Below are 19,927 nucleotides of genomic sequence, written 5' to 3'. Positions count from 1 at the left end.
ACCATTAAAACAACTCGTTCAACCTTTTGCAAGTAACTATTGCCAAATTCAATTACATTAGAATGGATTATACCTTCATTTTGTGGACCTGCGCAACTTTTGATCTTTACTTGAATAAACCTTCTGTATGGTCAAATCGAGTTGGATCTTCCTGTATTATTCTCCCATTTCCTATTACACAGGTTGACTCTAAAGACTGTAATCTAGTAAATAAATCAGAAGTTGCTTGAATATCTTTGAGTGTAGTAGTTAAAATTTCGTTCCTTCTCTGCTTCCGCTTAGCTTCACTAATATTCTGGAAGTGATTCGCATCTGAAGCATTTCCTTTCATTCGAGCATTCATTGGTCTGTCCATCTTGGCTATAGTCCCAATAATGAATCGCTCAAGTGCTAAATCACTCAATTCTAAATTCTGAATAAATTCACTCACATTATTATAGGTATTCAACGTACTAGAAATGTTGGGATCACGGTAGGAATAAAAAACTATATTGCCACTTGTAGCTAATGACATTCCTCCTCCATAGGCTCCACCGACTACACGCAGTTTTTCCCATAGATATTCCAAGTTCAATATACTATTTGTCACTAACAAATACCCGCTTACTTCTTCACCGATCAACTTCAAGTTTGATCCTTTCGAAACGTAAACAACAGAATTACTATTTGTAAATGCTTCTTCAACGACTTCAGGATTAAATATATTCGTTGCTTTTTTCTGCTCAGTTATTGGATACTCTACAATCAATATTTCTTTTTTAAATCTTTTAAATAATTCTTTTTCTCCTGTAAAGCTTACTGTCAGCTCTCTTCTAGTGAAAACTTGATACGCAATATTTTGCATTTTTTCAACTAAACTCTCATACTGTTCATCAAAATTTTCTTCTAAATGGGTCAAGAAACGATAAAAACTGATTCCTTCCAGCTGCTCAGTTATATGCCCGGAAACGGTAGAGTGACTATTTACACGCATCATACCAGCCACATGTCCACTATTTTCTAAAAATTGTTTAATGGAAGAACTTAAACGGCCAAGCGTTTCTCTTACCTTGCTTTTATCATCAAAAATTGTTTCAGTCATAATATGGTTAACTAATCTTAGAGATTCAGCAACTGAAGACTCTCTGGTTCTTACTCCTACTTTCACTTTGTGCACAGCTGTATTGACATCAGGAGTGTATACTTGATTAGAGATAGAAATTTTCCCTACTTTAATAGCAATCTCCTGTGATAATTGTTCACTAGTATACTTAGAAGTACCAAGTTCTTTTAGAAGTGTTGTAAACAACCTATAATAAGGTAATTCTTTGTCACTTGCAGAAGAGACATCAAAATATAAATTGTAGTATGCTAATTTGTTTGTATCTAATTCATGATACAAAAATTCTATATCATCTTCAATTTCCTTTTCTACAGGCAGCTCAATTGGCTCCTTATCTATATCTGCAAGATCCAAATTGGGCAATGTACGCTTATTTTCTTCAGAATCGATCATAGTTTGAAAAGCAACCAGTTTTTCATTTTCTAGAATTAATTCTGCTTTATCATCTTCAGACAAAGCGGCTTTAAGCTCAGTTAATTTATTTTGTTCTTCTTTGTATTCTTTCTTTTCAATTTCAGTTGAAGGTATACCAACAGCAATTGTTTTATTTTTATTATTTAATAGATATTTCTCAATTAAATTTTCAAAATAATTTTTGTCTATATTCGACTTAATGATACGGAAACTCTCATCATATTTAAACGTAGGGAAAACCGGTCTATCGGCTACCCAAGCTTCAGTCGCATTGATACCATAATATAAACCTTCTGGAGAAGAACCGAAATCTCCTTCTCGCAATTGAAATTCTACTGATGCAATCGCTGCTTGAACCGTCGCTTCATCAATTCCTTCATTTACCAATTGTTCTAATATTGAAAAGACTTCACTTATAAATAAGTCTTTTTGTTCTTCATCAGTCTGACTGACACCGATATTGAATGATGGCATAGTCGAAGATGTATCAAACCATCCAAAAACATTTTTCCCGATTCCTTCTTTGAGCAACCGATTTTTTAATGGTGCATCATTGCCACGCAATAAAATCTCATCAAGAATTTCAAATGCAAGCAATAATTCATGCTTATTCTCTATTGAAAACTTAGTCCCGTAACCAAGGTAAGCTTGTTTCTCTTTACTTTCATTTTCAGCAATCGGGAATTCGATTATTGTCTCCGTTAGAGAAGGCTCACCTTTAAGATCAATCAGCTTATCAGAAATATCTTGATAACTGAATTCATTTAAATATTCAGCTAGATGGTCTAGCTGTTTTTCAATATTCATTTCTCCGTATAAATAAATGAAGCTGTTGGAAGGATGGTAATAAGTTTGATGTGCTTCAACAAGTTGTTCCCACGTCAAATCTAAAATAGATATTGGCGTTCCTCCTGAATTCGTAGCATAAGGAGTATTTGGGTATAACGCTGCTTCAAGGCCTTGTATAAATCGTCTTTGAGAAGAAGATTGTGCTCCTTTCATTTCATTGAAGACAATTCCCTCGAATCCATATTGGTCTTCTTTTACATTATATTTTAGATTCCATCCTTCTTGCTGGAATATCTGTTTGTTATTTACAACGTTAGGGAAAAACACAGCATCTAAATATACATCCATGAGATTTGAAAAATCTACTTCATTCATGCTTGCAACTGGATAAATCGTTTTTTCACTAAATGTCATCGCATTTAAAAAGGTTTGTAAAGACCCTTTCAATAATTCTACAAACGGATCTTTCAGAGGATATTTTCTTGACCCATTTAATACAGCATGTTCAAGAATGTGAAATATTCCACTGTTATCCTTAGAAGGTGTTCTAAATCCAATTGAAAACACTTTTTCTTCGTTGGGATTTTCTACATATACAATCGTTGCGCCTGTATTTTCATGTTTTAATTGATAGACTGTTCCTTTTACTTCTGGGATTTTTTCTAAATGTGTAACAATAAATCCATTATATCGTTGATTTAATTCCATTATTTGCCTCCGCTTTATAAGTCTTCATTTATACAATACTTACATTATAACAGATGATATTACGATTTTTATTAAGTAAATTAAAATAAGAAAGCACCGCCAGCTTTTTACAAGCTGGCAGTGCTTAATAAAAATTATTTAGATTGTTTATCTTCTAATTCATGAGATTCTGCATCCATTTTAGTTTTTGCTCCACCATTTTCAAGTTCTTTAGCCAGTTCGATGACATAATTTTTAAGTTCATCTTTAACTTGAGGATGAGTTAAACCGTACTGGATCGTTGTTTTCAAGAAACCAAATTTGTCTCCAACATCGAAGCGATCACCCTTGAATTCTTTAGCAAAAACACGTTGTGTTTTGTTCAATGCATCAATTGCATCTGTTAACTGAATCTCGCCACCGACACCCGGTGCTTGTTTTTCTAAAAGATCAAATATCTGAGGAGTTAGCAAATATCTACCAATTATAGCTAAATCACTCGGAGCATCCTCAGGAGCGGGTTTTTCTACGAATTTACGAACATTATATAATCCTTCTTCTGCTTCTGCCTCAGGATCAATAATTCCATAACTAGAAGTTTCTTCATGAGGAACTCTCATAACTGCAATATTAGAAGCGTGCGTTTTTTCATATCCTTCAATCAACTGTTTAGTCAAAGGTACTTCATCTGCCGTAATATCATCGCCTAGCATTACAACGAATGGTTCATCGCCAACAAATGCTTTAGCTTGCAAAACAGCATGTCCTAATCCTAAAGGATAGGCTTGTCTAGCAAAATATAAATTCAAGCCTGTCGTTTCTTCAACTAATTTAAGTAATTCATGCTTCCCTTTTGCTTTCAGATTTTCTTCAAGTTCCGGATTAGAGTCAAAATGATCTTCGATTGGACGTTTTAGCTTTCCTGTAATAATCAGGATGTCTTCGATTCCTGAAGCAATGGCTTCTTCTACGATAAACTGAATCGTTGGTTTATCTACAATTGGAATCATTTCTTTTGGCATAGCTTTTGTAGCTGGTAGGAAACGTGTTCCATATCCTGCCGCTGGAATAATCGCTTTTCTGACTTTTTTCATTTCTTTCTTCTCCTTTTTCATTCGAATCTCCTTCTGTTATCTTAATACGCAAAAAGTTTTCTTTCTGCGTTCAAGTAGAATACGGTGCTTTGATTTAAGTTCACATTCAGCCTGCTAAAAGCACGATCTCAACCATAACTGTTACTCTGATTTTCCTTCACGCTGCATTAATCCAAGTATAACATATTTTACTTCAGCGTCCTCATAAATCACTTTATAGATTGCATCTGTGATAGGCATATCTATATTAAACTCTTTGGATAATTCATATGCAGCTTTTGTAGTTGAGATTCCTTCTACAACCATTCCCATTTCATTCAAGATCGTATCAATTTCTTGACCCTTACCCAGTAAGTATCCAGCACGCCAGTTTCTGGAATGGGGACTTGTACAGGTAACGATCAAATCACCAACTCCACTCAAGCCCATGAAAGTCAGCGGATCAGCACCCATCGCGACACCCAGTCTTGTAATTTCAGCTAATCCTCTAGTAACCAGTGCAGCTTTAGCATTATCTCCAAATCCCATACCAGAAATTGCACCAGCTCCAACTGCAATAATATTTTTTAAAGCAGCACCGATTTCGACACCTAAAATATCATTATTCGTATATACTCTAAAATAATCATTTATAAACAGTGCTTGAACAAGTTTTGCACTTTCTTCATTCTCAGAAGCGGCTGTTATGGTTGTTAGATCATTTGCCATAACTTCTTCAGCATGACTTGGACCAGATAAGGCAACAATGGCAGACCTTTTTTCTAGGGGAATCTCCTCTTCTAAAATAGTTGAAATTCTTTTATGAGTTAGTTGCTCCAGTCCTTTGGCAGCATGAACGATTAACTTAGGTTCAGTGATAAACTCAGCAATTTGATGAGCTAAATTTCTAATCGCTTTTGTCGGGACTACGAAAACAATAACTTGAGCAGTTTCAACAGCTGCTTTAAGATTACTAGTTGCTTTAAGTCCATCCGGCAAAACTGAATCAGGCAGATAATTTTTGTTTGAATGACAGTGATTGATTTCATCTACTTGACTTTGATTGCGACTCCATAAATTTACTGAACATCCATTTTCATACAATACCTTTGAAAGAGCTGTCCCCCATGAGCCTGCTCCTAAAACAGCTACTTGTTTTTGCACTGACTAGACACCTCCTCGTACTGAATCTGTTTATCAATATTTTTTCCAATAATAACTTCAGATAATTCTTTCATAGTTTTTACTGTATAAGTAGGTTCGTAAGGCTCTATTTCCTTCAATGTTTTTTGGGACCATTCTACAAATACACTAGGTATTCCAGCATTAGTCGCAGATTCTATATCATGAGTATTATCCCCAATCATGATCGCTTGATTATGCGGTACATTCAATTCAGCTAATGCTCTATAGATTGGTTCCGGATGTGGTTTATAATGATTATAAGAATAAGATCCAATTACAACATTGAATAGATTTTCCAGCCCTAAAATCTTAATTCCACGCTCAATCATATCATTTTTTTTTGTTGAAACAATTGCCAGCTTTACAGCTTTTTCTTTCAACAGCATCAATTCTTTTTGCACACCTGTAAATAAAGTAATCATTTCATCATGTAATTCAGAATTTAACTGACGATATTTAGTAATGATTTCTTTTTTTCTATCAGGTACTAATGTGCCATATACTTCATCAAGTGAAGGACCGTTAAATTGACGAACTGATTCCATCGTATACTTTCCAGGAAAAAGTTCTTCTAGCACTGTGTAATGAGTACGATTGATCAACTCATTAGAATTGGCTAACGTTCCATCAAAATCAAATAAAGCTGCTGTATATTCCAAAACAATTTCCTTTCTCTATTTAAACATTCATTTTGTTTTTTTTGATTGATACTTTTTCTTCTTCTCAGCAAAAGTCTGCTCTGGAAGCATCCCTTCTGTATAGTAAGGAGGCGTTGGATACTGATAATTTCTTCTGTATATAATCCAAGCTATAGCTCCTAAAAATAAAATGACCGATAAGACTTGAGAAACACGGAACGGTCCAAAATAAAGGCTGTCTGTTCGCATACCTTCTACCCAGAATCTTCCTAATCCATACCATGCAACGTAGCCTAAAGCCACTTCACCTCGTCTTAATACTTTATCTTTACTACGCAGAACCATTAAGATTACAAATCCTACTACATTCCATAAAGATTCATATAAGAAGGTAGGATGATAGTAAGCACCATTAATATTCATTTGTTCAATAATAAAGTTCGGTAAAAACATCCGTTCTAGAAAGTTACGGCTGACTTCTCCACCATGAGCTTCTTGGTTAATAAAGTTCCCCCAGCGACCAATTGCCTGAGCTATCATGACATGTGGAGCTAATACATCTAATAATAACCAGACTGGAATCCCTCTTTTTTTAGTAAACCAGACTAAGGTTGCAAATCCTGCAATCAATCCTCCATAAATTGCAATGCCGCCTTCCCAGATATAGAGCATTCGGATAGGATCCTGTAAATAAACATCCAATTCAAAAAGGACATAGTAAATTCTGGCTCCGATCAATCCTGCTGGAATGATCCAAAAAGCTAGATCAATAATGAAATCTTCTTTTATTCCTCGTTTTTCACCTTCTTTAATACTTAACCAGACAGCTACGAACATTCCAAAAACTATAATGATCCCATACCAAGCAACCCTTAAAGGGCCAAATTGAAAAGCCACTGGATCAATGGCGCCTAAAGTAAAATTCATTAATTTATTTCCTCCATACTACAAGTCTTGTGAGTTTCTTTTGATTAATTTTTCTAAATTACGTTCAAAGGTTACGGTAGCATCATAGCCCATTTCCTTGGCTCTGATATTCATAGCCGCAATTTCAATAATGATTGACAGATTCCGGCCAACTCGAACTGGAATAGACAATTTTGGTACATCGACATTAAAGAAACGCATATTTTCCAAGTTATTGCCTAAACGATCGTACTCACGGTTGCGATCCCAATGTTCTAGATTCATTACTAAATCTACTGTTTTACTTGTTCTGATTGCGCCTACTCCAAATAGATTTACGACATCAATTACACCAATACCTCTGATTTCAATCAAGTGACGTAAAATTTCTGGTGGCTCACCAATAATACGATTTTCATCCATCATATAAAGTTCTACTCTATCATCAGCAACTAGTCGATGACCTCGCTGAATCAATTCTAAAGCCGTTTCAGATTTACCGATTCCCGAATCTCCGATAATCAACACGCCCATACCATAAATATCGACAAGGACTCCATGTTGAGAAATACGTTCAGCTAGACGTTCTTCCAAGAAGTTTGTTACATTAGACGATAACCTAGTCGTGGGTCTAGTAGACACAAGGACAGGAATACCTTTTTCAGATGCAGCTTTGATAAGTTCTTTAGGCGGCTCTTGGCTTCTGGAAACTAAAAATGCCGGTGTATCTGCCTGACACATTCTTTTCATGATGATATATCGTTCATCACTTGTCATTCGATCAACAAATGATAGCTCCGTACGTCCTAGTAGTTGGATACGGTTTTGAGGATAAAAACTGAAATATCCTGTTAATTCCAATGCCGGACGAGACAAATCACTGATTGTTATATGACGTTGTAAGTTCTCTTCTCCAACGACAACTTTTATATCATTCATTTCTTCTACAAGTTCTTTAATGGTTACTATATTCGTCATTTTACTCTCCTTCGCTAATCATTGAATTGCATTAGGAAATACAATAACTGATTCTGCCTTATTAGTCTTTCAAGTCACTTCATTTCCTTTAAATCAAACATTCATTAAAGGTAATTGCTTCTGATATTTAATGTTGCCTAAAAACTAATAAGCACTTACATCATATCACAATTAAGCTTTTGTTTATAGGTAATAAATAAATACTTACATTAATTATCAATAAAAAAAAACTATTGAAATCAGAATAACTAATCTGATTTCAATAGTCGTTTTTTAATAGGATTGAATAGCTTATTCATATCCGCTACTTAAAAATGCATTAAGTGCTGATACGATCAATGCCACAACAAGTGCCATCCAAAATGAACTAAACTCAAATCCGCTTACTAAGGATGCTGTAAACCACAACATCAATCCATTAATGACAAAGTAAAATAATCCTAAAGTCATAAATGTAATGGGCAATGATAACAGGACTAGTATTGGTTTTACAAATAGATTCAGTCCTGCAAACACAATAGCAGCTATCAGAGCAGTTGCCCAGGTAGAAATCATAAATCCATCTAGAAATCCAGCTAATGCTAAAAATATGATGGTATTAGCTAATATTCTCTGCCACCATTTCATTATTAAAAGTCACTCCAGTCATCCTCTTTTACTTTTTCAGCTTCTTTTCGTTGCGATTTAGACTTTGTTTTATTTGTATAATCGCTTGAGCTATTTGAAAAAGGATTATAATCTGTCGATTTTCTTGAAGAATTCCCCTCCGGCATAAGAAGTGCCATAACCAGATAGACAGGAATCGTAGTGCCGACTCCTAAGAAAGTAATAACGACCAGGATAACGCGCAATAACACGGGATCAATATTAAAATACTCCCCAATACCTCCAATAACACCGAATATCACTGCATTATCTTTTGATTTTTTTAAGTTTCCCATTATACTAACCTTCCTTTACTATTTAGATTCATTTGTGTCCTTTAATAAAACATTACCAGAAGTCGTCTGTGCAGTCAGTTGAAGCACTTGTCCTTGACGAATACGTCTGAAATTAAGTTTTGTATCTTTTTGTGATTGAACATCAATTTCATTTAATCGACTTTTCACTTTACCGAAAACTGTCTTAGCTTCACCTTCAACGTCTATTTCCAGAGGAATTGCAATTTTAACATCTCCATTTACGGAACTTGCTTTGATTCGGGTCATTTCTTTACTGCTCAACGTCAGTTTAATATCCCCATTTGTTGTAGATACATCAGAACTTAAAGGAGCTCCTTTATAGGCAATATTCCCGTTGACTGTGCTAACTAAGAAATCACGGATATCTGAATTTTTAACTTGAATATCTCCATTTGTTCCTTTAATTTCCAACATAACAGCTTCCGTATTTTTAAATGTCATATCTCCATTTGTTGATTTGACAAAGACATCTTTTCCTGCAAATTCATTGAATAAGACGTCTCCATTCAATAATTTAATAGCAGTATAATCATAGATTCGTTTAGGAAGTGACATTGTGATCACAGCTTCAATTCGTTTGTTTGGAACATGGAAAACAAACTTATCATCATCGATCTCAATCTGACTGCGTTCTTCGAATGCTTTTAATGGCGTTTCTTCATTTATTTTACCATATAATTTAACTTTTGCAGATACTTTGATCGTGTCATTATCGCTAGACACAATTTTCAGTTGGCCATTGGCAAGTTTGAAATCTAAAATGCTAGCCGTCGTTTCTTCAAATGTCCATTCATGTTCGAATGTTGTAGAAGCTAATTTTGGAACACGCATATTGATATCTTTCCAGTCAAAGTTCTCAAATGCAGAATTGATTGAACCTTTAACTGATTGAGCAGTATCACTTTTCATTGAAGTAGATACTGATTCTCTGATTAATTTTCCAAGTTCTTTTCCACTTGCTTCGATTTGCTTGCCTGCTTTAGAAATTGTTTCAGTCGCTTCGTCTTTCCAATTCTCAGGAATTTCTAGTCTCTCTGAAACTTGTTTTGCTTTTGTTGTCCATTGTTTCATTTTAACAGCATGCAATTTTTTCATAAGAGCCATTTTTTCTTTTTGTATTCCTTCAGCTTGTTCTTCTAAAACTTTGATTTCTTTCTCTAACTCTTTTATTTTCATTTCTTTATCTGGATCAGTTTCAGCCTGTACCTTTTCTAACTCAGTTATTTTATCATTCAAATCAGATTTTAATTCTGCAACTTCTGCAGTATTATCTAATTCATCAATTTTCTGGATTAAAGAAATTTCTTTCTCCAAGTTCAAGATATCAGCTCGAATTGTAGCCATTTCTTCAGATTTTTCTAATCTAGATCCTTCTTTAAGCTCATACAACTTTGCTTTTTTATTTTCTAAATTCTCTTTAGTATTAGTAAGTTTCTCATTAACTTGATCCAGTTCGACAGAATAGTGATTGATTTCTGCTGCCAAGTTTTCTAGTTCTTTTTCTAGCTGAGAGTAAATTTGTGCTTTTTCTTCATCATTATTTACCTGGTCTTCTGTTTCATCCTGATCTGTCTCTGTTTCAAAACGACTTTCTTGTTCTTCAGATTCATTTTCTACTTTAGATTGAACGGAATCTGGCTGCGCAAAATCTTTTTTCTCTTGTTTTCTATCTTCTTTTTTCACCAATGATTCTAATAGATCTAAGCCTTCCTGAGTTGAAATCACACCATTTTTAACTAATTCTAAAATACGTTCTCTCTCTTGCATGTCTTTTTCCTCCCGTTCGATTTTTAATCTAATATTCTCTCAAAATCACTACATTTTTACTTATTTCAGAGTCTGATTTAGTTACGACAAGTTCAGAATAGATCTTTTTGTTCTCTACCCTTATAAATAGTATGCAACATATGAGAATAAATGTCATAGGACTTGCGACTGATATTTTTGGATAAATGATCAAAAATCAATCAATAATAAAAAACACCTCAATTATTTATACAATAAACATTGAGGTGTTTTTTAAATTAAGACTTCAGACTCGCTTTGCGTTTTTTATCTTTTTCAAGTACTTCCTTAAGATAACGTCCAGTATGACTTTCTTTGACTTCTGCTACTTCTTCAGGGGTTCCAGTAGCTATGATTGTACCGCCGCCAGCTCCACCTTCTGGCCCTAAATCAATAACGTAATCTGCAACTTTAATAACATCTAAGTTATGTTCAATAACCAACACAGTATTTCCCGCTTCTACTAGTCGATCTAATACAACTAATAATCTTGAAATATCATTCGCATGCAATCCGGTAGTCGGTTCATCTAATATATAAAAGTTATGGCCATTTTGTCTTTTATGCAATTCACTAGCCAGTTTCATACGCTGTGCTTCTCCACCCGATAAAGTTGTCGCTGGTTGGCCTAACGTCATATATCCTAACCCAACATCAATAATCGTTTGCATTTTTCTAGCAATCTTAGGAACATTTTCAAAAAATTCTGCTGCTTCTGCTATATCCATTTCAAGAACTTCAGCAATATTTTTACCTTTATACCTAACTTCTAGTGTCTCAGAATTATACCTAGTTCCATGACAAACTTCACAAGGTACATACACATCAGGTAAGAAGTGCATTTCGATTTTGATAATTCCATCGCCTTTGCATGCTTCGCATCGTCCACCTTTAACATTAAAACTAAAACGACCCTTTTTATAACCTCGCATCTTCGCTTCATTTGTTTTCGCAAATAAGTCTCTTATATCATCAAATACACTTGTATACGTGGCAGGATTACTTCTAGGGGTTCGACCAATCGGACTTTGATCAATATCGATAATTTTTTCAATGTCTTCATATCCAGTTATAGTATCATGTAATCCAGGTTTAGCTTTTGAACGTCCTACTTCTCTAGCTAAAGCTTTTTTCAAGATTCCATTTACTAGTGAACTTTTCCCAGAACCAGATACGCCTGTAACCGAAATAAATCGGCCAAGTGGGAAAGCAACATCTATATTTTTTAAATTATTTTCCCGAGCGCCTTTCACTTCAATATAACCTAATTCTTCTGATCTCCGCTTTTCAGGTACCGAAATGAATTTTTCTCCAGAAAGATACGCTCCCGTTAATGATTCAGTATTTTTTTCTACTTCTTCTGGCGTTCCAATCGCAACAATTTCTCCGCCGCGTTCACCAGCTCCTGGTCCGATATCAATCAGATAATCAGCTGCACGCATGGTATCTTCGTCATGTTCTACAACGATCAGCGTATTTCCCAAGTCTCTCATATTCTTTAATGATTCAATCAATCGATTATTGTCTCTTTGATGAAGACCGATTGAAGGCTCATCTAAAATATAAAGAACCCCAGACAAATTCGATCCTATCTGTGTAGCTAATCGGATTCTTTGCGCTTCTCCACCCGAAAGCGATCCCGCTCTTCGATTCAATGTGAGATAATCCAGCCCAACATTTTTCAAAAACGTGAGTCTATCTAAGATTTCTTTTTGGATTGGTAACGCAATAGTAGTGTTTCGTGAAGATAAGTTCATTTCATCAAAAAACGAATGAGCATCCTCTATTGAAAGCTTACTGACTTCACCAATGTCTTTACCTAATACTTTAACAGACAGTGCTTGTCGATTTAATCGTTTACCTTTACAGACTGGACATTCTAATTCAGTCATGTACTGCAGCATTTGATTTCTCGTAAAATCACTGCTTGTTTCTTTATATCTTCTTGCAATATTGGGCAAGATTCCTTCAAAAGGAATCATTGTATCTCTTACACTGCCAAAATCATTTTTATAATGAAAATGAAATTTTCTATCTGCAGATCCATTTAATATAATTTCCTTATCCTTTTCAGGTAAATCTTTGAATGGGATATTAGTTTTGATTCCAAATGTCTCACAAGCTTGTGAAAGCATCTGCGGATAATAGTTAGAACTAATTGGATTCCATGGAATAATAGCCCCATCATCAATAGAAAGAGACTCATCTGGAATCACAAGCTCCAAATCAACTTCAAGGTTTGTTCCTAGTCCATCACAAGCTTCACATGCACCAAACGGAGCATTGAATGAAAACAGCCTAGGTTCTACTTTAGGAAGTGTAAATCCACAATGAGGACAAGCATAGTGTTCACTGAACAATTCTTCTCTGTCCCCTATAATATCCGCCACCACAAAGCCGTCTGCTAATCTCAAAGCAGATTCGATAGATTCAAAAAGACGCGATCTAATTCCATCTTTGATTACGATTCTATCCACAACTACATCAATCGTATGTTTTTTAATTTTTTCAAGTTCAATCGTATCACCAATGTCGGCCATTTCTCCATCAATTCTTAGACGAACATAACCTTCAGATTTAATTTTTTCAAGTACTTTTTTATGTTGACCTTTTTTTTCTTTAATAACTGGCGCTAAAATTTGTATTCTAGTCTTTTCAGGATTTTCTAAAATTTTGTCTACCATCTGATCAATCGTCTGGCTAGAAATTTCAGTACCATCATTGGGACAGATGGGCGTTCCAATACGAGCATACATCAGTCTCATATAATCGTTGATTTCTGTTGCTGTTCCTACTGTAGATCTTGGATTGTTACTCGTTGTTTTCTGATCAATGGATATCGCCGGACTCAATCCATCAATACTGTCAACATCCGGCTTATCCATTTGTCCTAAAAACTGCCTTGCATACGCAGACAACGATTCTACATATCTGCGCTGTCCTTCTGCATATAAAGTATCGAATGCTAACGAGCTTTTACCAGAGCCAGACAGTCCTGTCATCACAACAAATTTATCACGTGGTATTGTTACATCAATGTCTTTAAGATTGTGCGAACGGGCACCGCGGACTTCGATTTTATCATTACTCATTAATTAAATCATTCCCTTTATTAGAGTATATCTTCCGTTTAAGTGAAGGTAGTACTTTAATTGCTCATTTAAATTTTTAATTTAGTTAACGCTAATGAAGAGGTAAGCGGAAACCTCCCCTACCTCTTCTCCATAGCAAATTATAGCATATATTTTTTTAATTAGCGAATGTTTGTTCCGTATTTTCTCCTTTTAATATAAGACTCGTAATTCTTTCTAACTCAGCTTGATTAGTAAATTCACCGCTTATTAGATCTGGTAATATTTCTTTTAAGAAGTATTGCACACTATACAAATCCTTAAATTCTAAAATTGTACCTAGTGATTCTTCATAAATTTCTGTAAATAAAGATTCAGGATTACCTTTTTGTATTTCGCCAAATGATTCATATAATAAGTCCACTTTGTCCGCAACTGACAAAATTTTTCCTTCAAGTGAATCATCTTTTCCTTCTTTGAATCTTTCTCTATAAATATTCTGAAATTCTCTTGGTATTTCTTGATCTATAAAATGATGTGCCATTGATTCTTCTACAGTTGCTAATCGTTCTCTTAAATCAGGATCAGCATATTTCACTGGTGTTTTAATATCTCCAATAAAAATTTCTGTATAGTCGTGATTCAACGCTTTTTCGTAAAGTGACTTCCAGTTTACTTGCTTTCCGGCTTGCTCTTCAACTGTTCCTAAGAATTGAGCAATTTGTGTGACTTTAAATGAATGCGCCGCAACTGAATGTTCCTCATACTTGAATTTTCCAGGACAACGGTTAATTTTTTCTAAATCACTAAGACTTTTAAAGTATTCATGCATTCCCATTTTTGGTCATCTCACTTTCATTTTAATTAGTATGACAATTTGAGTAAATTTTTACTATATTAACAGCTTATTAGTTTAATTGCAACCTTACCTCTATTTTAATCTCCGTCATAGCGATAAATCAATTATTCCGTTCCGAATTAAAAAGACCCTAGTTTGTATAAATACAAAACCAGAGTCAATTAATTTATTTTTTAGTTAGAATCTTATTTTCGAACCTGATGGGTAGACGAATCTCAAACGTTGTTCCTTTACCTACTTCGCTATTCAATTCAATAAATCCATTTAAATTTTCAACGAGATATTTGACGATCGATAATCCTAAGCCAGTTCCTCCAGCATTTCTGCTTCTTGCTTTGTCTACTCTATAAAAACGTTCAAAGACACGTGATTGTTCTTCAAGAGGTATTCCAATACCATTGTCGATGACTCGTATAATCGCTTCTTGATTCTCATAACCCAGTTCAACTTTAACTATACCCTTTTCTGGAGTATACGATATAGCATTTCCTACAAGGTTTAAAATAATCTGTTTCAATTGATCATGATCTACTTCAAGATAAACCGGCTCATCACAAACAACTGATAATTCTATATCCTTCAATTCTGCTTTTTGTTGTAAGATTTGAAATACTTCTTTAACAACTGATTCAGCTTCAATAGATTCAACATTTAATCTAACTTGTTTTTGTTCAAGTTTCGAAAGCTGCAAAATATCTTGGACCATCAAGTCCAGACGACTGCTTTCTTTAAGCATAATTTCTAAAAATTCAATTAAAACCTCTCTGTCTTCTAAAGCTCCATCAAGAAGTGTTTCACTGAATCCCTTCAAAGCAGTAATTGGAGTTCTTAATTCATGGGATGCATTAGCTACAAAATCAGTTCTAACTTTTTCTAATCTTCTAATTTCTGTTATATCATAAAGCAATACTATATAGTTTGTTGTGTTTTTCGCACGACCTGGAATAGGTACAATATTAACATCTACGATTTTTTCATCTTGTATAAGTAAAGCTATTTCTCTATTTTGAAATTCTTGTTTTTCATAAGCTGTTTCAATCAGCTGATTCAATCCAAAACTTTTAAATACTTCTAGATAAGAATGACCTATTTTACCATATAAGTTCTCTTCTAAGATTTCATTCATGATTGGATTAACCATAGTGATTTGTCTATTTTCATCAAGGAGCATGACACCAATAACTAAATGATTAATTAACTCACGTAATCTTTCATCATTTTGCTTAATTTCCTGCATTTGTGATTCAAGACTACCTGCTAATTCGTTGACTGTCTGACCAAGTCCATCAATTTCCTGATATGATGTAGCACTATATCTGGCTTTGTATTTCTGATGAGAGAGCTTATTGGCAACATACTTAATTTCTTCAATTGGATCACCAATACGTTTAGTCCAATAAAAGGTAAACAGCATTGTCAAGATAAGAGAAATTGTAATAAATACTAATAAATATCTTATAAGCTCATCCGTAATTCCAATCATTTCCTCAACTTTTTTGGATAATCTCAGAATCCCTATTTTTTCACCCGCAGCATTATGCAGTGGTACCGCAGCATAATATCTAAAGTCATCAGTACTACTACTTACACGATCATACGTCCCTATATCTTCTCCTTCAAGAACGGCTTGAATTTCAGGACGGTCAAAATGATTTTCAATATTGTTTTGATCCACATGCGAATCGAATATCACCTTTCCTGAAAGATCGATCAAGGTAATTCGCTCAGAAATAAGTGACGCTGTTTTTTCAAGATTTTCATTGAGCTGTGGTAAATCATCTTGATCATCAACGATTTCATCTATTTGACTTTGAAGTGTCAGTAATTGTGCCTGTAAGTCGTCTCCTTGTTGATCCATTGCTTGTTCAATGAAAGTGTTTGAAGAAATGTAATAAAATATAATAGAAAAAACACCGAATAATATCAGGAAAAAGAGTAAAATTCTCCTTCTCAGTTGTTTCATTTTGGCTCCTCTAATTTATATCCGAATCCTCTGGCTGTTTTAATATATTGAGGATTTTTAGTGTCATCTTCGATTTTTTCTCTTAAATGACTAATGTGGACATCTACAATTCTTGTTTCCCCTGCGAAATCATAATCCCATATCGCGTTTAACAATTGTTCTCTACTTAATATTCTATTTTGACGGCGGGCCATATATAGAAGTAAATCAAATTCTTTTGGTGTACATTCAATCAGATTGCCCTTCACACGTACTTCATACTGTTCAGGCAAAATCTCAACATCTTTAATGATAATTGCTTTTTCAGGACTTTCTTCTGGTTCAGTTTTACGCTCAATTTTATTCTCGTATCTTCTGAATACTGCTTTCATTCTAGCCAAAACTTCCCTAGGACTAAATGGTTTCGTCATATAATCATCTGCACCAATTTCAAGTCCGATAATCTTATCAATTTCAGAATCTTTTGCAGTTAACATGATAATGGGTGTGTCCACTTTTTCCTGTCTTAACCCTTTACAAATATCAATACCATCTTTAGAAGGTAACATCAGATCTAAAATAATCAAATCATAGGCATTGGTGCGAGCCATCTCATATCCTTCTTCTCCATTCAGAGAAGAAGTAACTTGGTATCCTTCTTTTTCTAAATTATAAGATAATAATTTAATAATCGACTGCTCGTCTTCGACAATTAAAACCTTTTTCATGATTTTATTTTCCACCCTTTCGTTCATCCATCACTATCTTTTTTACCTAAAATCTATCGTTTCAAACTACTTCAATTTCTTCAAGAGTAATCAATCCTAAATCATGAGGATCATCTTCATAAATAGATGTTTCAGTAAGAATTATTTCCCCATCCACTCGTCTGACTCTTAAATGGCAGTATGCACGATTTGAAAATAACGCTTCGTTATATTCTTCTATATTGTGTAATATTGTATTATTACATTCTAAAATGGCGTCTCCAATATCTAGACCCATTTTTTCAGCTGGACTGTTTGGTCTAACAGCAATAATTCTCAGTCCTTGTTCAGCAGGTCCAAATCTGAAACTCCATTTTTGTTCCCGTTTTCTATGACGATATAATACTAGAAATCCGCCAACTATAAGAAGCAGCAATCCGAATACAGCAATTTCTTTTATCCAGAAAGTCAATGCAAAGACTATAATACCAACTATAGATAAACCAATAAAATCTTTTAAAAGTCTATCTTTTGCTTCGCTTGGCATTTGAGCTTGAACAGTATATCTAAGACCCATTAAAACAGGCAGCAAGAAGAAAGAATAAGTTTCATTTCCAATTGAAAAAACCGGCCACCACTCAAAAAATGGTCGAAAACCCTCTCCAGGTATTACAAAAAATAATGGTACAAGCCATAACGGTGTCATTCTATAAGTAGCTACAAGTTTTCCTCTTTTGGTCGATAGGAAACGAGGAATAAATTTCGTCATATCGCCTGCATGTAAAACTAGTATTGTGCTTAACAATAGTAAGAGGGCAACAATAAAACTAACTTGTGTTAATTCAAAAGCAACTGAAGTACCTTGTTCTAAAGGACTAAACCAATTAGCTGGCATCATGAATAACTGACTGAAATTCAAGTCAAAATAAGTAAGAGCAAGCAAAATCAAGCTTGTAATAGAAAAAGTGAAGATTGGATGAATAAATCGATAGCCAAATCCCAAAAGTAATAGAGTTACGATTTGATATAAAATAACCCAGTCTAAAGTAATTGGCATACCTATAAATACATTTAAAATAGATAATAATAACCCAGGTAAGAGTCCCCATATTAAAAATCTTTTAATTTCAAAGTTATCTTTATAAATCGTGGCTCTTAACTGTTTGCGATCATAACTGATCCTTCTACTTTTGGATAGTAAAACGAGTATAATACCAATGATGAATAACGGCTGTATAAAAAAAAGTCCAATGGATAATAATAAGTTTTGTAAAATATTCATTTCTCTACACCTTTCTTCTTATCTTTCTTTATTATTTTAACACATCTTAATGAAAAGTAATGCAAAGGATTGACTTTAATCAATTCTATTTAACGGAACTTATGCTTACTATTGTAAAGAAGCTATAAAACTTAATCTGAAAACCATTATTCTCTATAAATAATAAAAAAGGTAGTATACAATCCTCATTATACATATCTGATTCCACTCTGCTTTGTTTTTGCTGCATAGTAATCACCTTTTATATCCTCCTATAGAAGCAAAAAGGTTAGTTTAAATCTCGGATAATTCCAGATTTAAACTAACCTTTTTTAATTATTTTGAAAGAGGACTTTCAATGGCTTACGGACGTCCAAAACCTGCTACATAATTAGACCAGTATCCTGATGTAAATGAAGCTACTGCAACTCCAGTAGATGTTTGAGCTCCGATAAATCTTCCGCCACCCAGATAAATTCCGACGTGATCAATTGAACCTGACTGATTGAAGAAAATCAAATCTCCTGGTTGTGCTTGTGCTTGAGATATTCTAGTCGTTGCACCATATTGGCCAGCAGCTGTTCTTGTAATACTACGGCCAGCTTTGCGGAAGACATATTGTACAAAACCAGAACAGTCAAATCCTGCTGGAGTTCCACCACCATAAGAATATCTTACGCCTGCCAAGCCTTGTGCAATACTAGTAATTGAGCCACCATTTGTTGCCGCTGGGACGCTTTTCTCAGCAGCAGGTTTACTTGAAGAAGTACTTACTGTTTCATCATTATTGTTTGACTCATTTGATACTGAAATTGTGCTAGTCTGTGCAGCAACAGTTCTAGCTGTTTGGATTTCTTCCACACGTTCTTCAGCAGCTTTTTGCTCAGCCAAAAATGCTTCTTTTTCTTCAGCAACTTCTGCACGTTCTGCTGAAATGGATGCTACTAAGCGCTCTTGATTTGCTTGTTCTTCTTCTAATTCCGTTTTTTGGCTTTCTAGTTTAGCAGCGCGAAGAGTCTGTTCTTCTTGTTTAGCTAATGTTTCTTTCTCTTTTTCAACGACTAATTCTTTATCATCGATTTGTTGTTGAATCAAATTCTGGTTTGCACTAACAAGTTTGCTGACTACATCCAATCTGCCGATAACATCTCCTAATGACTCAGATTCCATTAAGAATCCAACCAGCGAACTTGAATCCCCTGTAACTTGAACCGCACGAGCTTGTTCTTCCAAACGAGTTTCACGTTCTTCAATTGTCTCATTTAAAGCTTTAATTTCATCTTGTAGTTGAGTTAATGCTTCTGTAGTCTCTGACATTTCTTCAACTAATGTTTTCATATCATTTTCTTTTTCTTCTATTTTAGAAGCAACAGCTGCTAGTTCTTTTTCTGCATCGCTTTGATCAGTCGAAAGGTCATCTAATTTCTGGTTATACTCTGACTCACTTCCAGGTGCTGCAAAAGCTGTTACTGGAGCTGCTAAATAAGTAAATCCTATTGTAGTTGTTAATGCTAATTTCAAAATAAATTTCTTATTCACGTCGGTTTCCTCTTTCTCAATTGAATTAT

At 34.5% G+C, this 19,927-nt stretch carries 15 protein-coding genes; all 15 read right to left on the bottom strand.

Features of this window, described 5'->3' with window-relative positions; genetic code table 11:
* Nucleotides 1-106: 106 nt before the first annotated feature.
* The gene (locus BKP56_RS05900) at nt 107-3,013 is read right to left on the bottom strand and encodes an insulinase family protein (protein ID WP_072694239.1); all 2,907 of its coding nucleotides are present in this window, start codon (nt 3,011-3,013) and stop codon (nt 107-109) included.
* Between the two features lie 134 nt (nt 3,014-3,147).
* Nucleotides 3,148-4,086 (bottom strand): UTP--glucose-1-phosphate uridylyltransferase GalU, encoded by a 939-nt coding sequence (gene galU / locus BKP56_RS05895; protein ID WP_072696011.1) that lies wholly within the window; start codon nt 4,084-4,086, stop codon nt 3,148-3,150.
* A 141-nt stretch (nt 4,087-4,227) separates the two neighbouring features.
* Entirely contained in the window at nt 4,228-5,229 is a 1,002-nt protein-coding gene (locus tag BKP56_RS05890; RefSeq protein WP_072694238.1) for an NAD(P)H-dependent glycerol-3-phosphate dehydrogenase, read from the bottom strand.
* The gene (locus BKP56_RS05885; RefSeq protein ID WP_072694237.1) at nt 5,214-5,909 is read right to left on the bottom strand and encodes an HAD-IA family hydrolase; all 696 of its coding nucleotides are present in this window, start codon (nt 5,907-5,909) and stop codon (nt 5,214-5,216) included. Before BKP56_RS05885 ends, BKP56_RS05890 begins: the two co-directional genes overlap by 16 nt.
* Nucleotides 5,910-5,936: 27 nt before the next feature.
* Nucleotides 5,937-6,815 carry a prolipoprotein diacylglyceryl transferase gene (lgt, locus tag BKP56_RS05880; protein ID WP_072694236.1) on the bottom strand — a complete coding sequence of 293 codons (879 nt, stop codon included), beginning with the start codon at nt 6,813-6,815 and terminating at the stop codon, nt 5,937-5,939.
* 18 nt (nt 6,816-6,833) lie between these two features.
* The gene (gene hprK / locus BKP56_RS05875; RefSeq protein ID WP_072694235.1) at nt 6,834-7,772 is read right to left on the bottom strand and encodes an HPr(Ser) kinase/phosphatase; all 939 of its coding nucleotides are present in this window, start codon (nt 7,770-7,772) and stop codon (nt 6,834-6,836) included.
* Between the two features lie 291 nt (nt 7,773-8,063).
* The gene (locus BKP56_RS05870; RefSeq protein WP_072694234.1) at nt 8,064-8,399 is read right to left on the bottom strand and encodes a phage holin family protein; all 336 of its coding nucleotides are present in this window, start codon (nt 8,397-8,399) and stop codon (nt 8,064-8,066) included.
* 2 nt (nt 8,400-8,401) lie between these two features.
* A complete protein-coding gene (locus BKP56_RS05865) occupies nt 8,402-8,713 on the bottom strand; it encodes a PspC domain-containing protein (protein ID WP_072694233.1) in 312 nt (103 codons plus the stop codon).
* A gap of 18 nt (nt 8,714-8,731) precedes the next feature.
* The gene (gene liaX / locus BKP56_RS05860; protein WP_072694232.1) at nt 8,732-10,501 is read right to left on the bottom strand and encodes a daptomycin-sensing surface protein LiaX; all 1,770 of its coding nucleotides are present in this window, start codon (nt 10,499-10,501) and stop codon (nt 8,732-8,734) included.
* 257 nt (nt 10,502-10,758) lie between these two features.
* A complete protein-coding gene (gene uvrA / locus BKP56_RS05855; RefSeq protein WP_072694231.1) occupies nt 10,759-13,611 on the bottom strand; it encodes an excinuclease ABC subunit UvrA in 2,853 nt (950 codons plus the stop codon).
* Between the two features lie 157 nt (nt 13,612-13,768).
* Nucleotides 13,769-14,428 carry an HD domain-containing protein gene (locus BKP56_RS05850; RefSeq protein WP_072694230.1) on the bottom strand — a complete coding sequence of 220 codons (660 nt, stop codon included), beginning with the start codon at nt 14,426-14,428 and terminating at the stop codon, nt 13,769-13,771.
* Nucleotides 14,429-14,615: 187 nt separating this feature from the next.
* Entirely contained in the window at nt 14,616-16,307 is a 1,692-nt protein-coding gene (gene pnpS, locus BKP56_RS05845; RefSeq protein ID WP_232226931.1) for a two-component system histidine kinase PnpS, read from the bottom strand.
* A 101-nt stretch (nt 16,308-16,408) separates the two neighbouring features.
* Complete coding sequence (locus tag BKP56_RS05840) at nt 16,409-17,119, bottom strand: response regulator transcription factor (RefSeq protein ID WP_072696009.1); 711 nt, start codon at nt 17,117-17,119, stop codon at nt 16,409-16,411.
* A 61-nt stretch (nt 17,120-17,180) separates the two neighbouring features.
* The gene (locus tag BKP56_RS05835; RefSeq protein ID WP_072694228.1) at nt 17,181-18,380 is read right to left on the bottom strand and encodes a PDZ domain-containing protein; all 1,200 of its coding nucleotides are present in this window, start codon (nt 18,378-18,380) and stop codon (nt 17,181-17,183) included.
* A gap of 342 nt (nt 18,381-18,722) precedes the next feature.
* Entirely contained in the window at nt 18,723-19,898 is a 1,176-nt protein-coding gene (locus tag BKP56_RS05830) for a C40 family peptidase (protein WP_072694227.1), read from the bottom strand.
* Nucleotides 19,899-19,927: the final 29 nt, after the last annotated feature.

The sequence above is a fragment of the Marinilactibacillus sp. 15R genome (assembly GCF_001895285.1).
Classification (GTDB): Bacteria; Bacillota; Bacilli; order Lactobacillales; family Carnobacteriaceae_A; genus Marinilactibacillus; species Marinilactibacillus piezotolerans.
The sequence above is the reverse complement of the archived record's forward strand: the minus strand, read 5'-3'. Positions and strand labels throughout refer to the sequence as shown.

What these genes read in the sequence shown, in the direction of transcription:
- galU (WP_072696011.1), bottom strand. Translation starts at nt 4,086, where the DNA reads ATGAAAAAAGTCAGAAAAGCGATTATTCCAGCGGCAGGATATGGAACA.
- BKP56_RS05840 (WP_072696009.1), bottom strand. Translation starts at nt 17,119, where the DNA reads ATGAAAAAGGTTTTAATTGTCGAAGACGAGCAGTCGATTATTAAATTA.
- liaX (WP_072694232.1), bottom strand. Translation starts at nt 10,501, where the DNA reads ATGCAAGAGAGAGAACGTATTTTAGAATTAGTTAAAAATGGTGTGATT.
- pnpS (WP_232226931.1), bottom strand. Translation starts at nt 16,307, where the DNA reads ATGGATCAACAAGGAGACGACTTACAGGCACAATTACTGACACTTCAA.
- BKP56_RS05835 (WP_072694228.1), bottom strand. Translation starts at nt 18,380, where the DNA reads ATGAATATTTTACAAAACTTATTATTATCCATTGGACTTTTTTTTATA.
- hprK (WP_072694235.1), bottom strand. Translation starts at nt 7,772, where the DNA reads ATGACGAATATAGTAACCATTAAAGAACTTGTAGAAGAAATGAATGAT.
- BKP56_RS05865 (WP_072694233.1), bottom strand. Translation starts at nt 8,713, where the DNA reads ATGGGAAACTTAAAAAAATCAAAAGATAATGCAGTGATATTCGGTGTT.
- uvrA (WP_072694231.1), bottom strand. Translation starts at nt 13,611, where the DNA reads ATGAGTAATGATAAAATCGAAGTCCGCGGTGCCCGTTCGCACAATCTT.
- BKP56_RS05850 (WP_072694230.1), bottom strand. Translation starts at nt 14,428, where the DNA reads ATGGGAATGCATGAATACTTTAAAAGTCTTAGTGATTTAGAAAAAATT.
- lgt (WP_072694236.1), bottom strand. Translation starts at nt 6,815, where the DNA reads ATGAATTTTACTTTAGGCGCCATTGATCCAGTGGCTTTTCAATTTGGC.
- BKP56_RS05870 (WP_072694234.1), bottom strand. Translation starts at nt 8,399, where the DNA reads ATGAAATGGTGGCAGAGAATATTAGCTAATACCATCATATTTTTAGCA.
- BKP56_RS05900 (WP_072694239.1), bottom strand. Translation starts at nt 3,013, where the DNA reads ATGGAATTAAATCAACGATATAATGGATTTATTGTTACACATTTAGAA.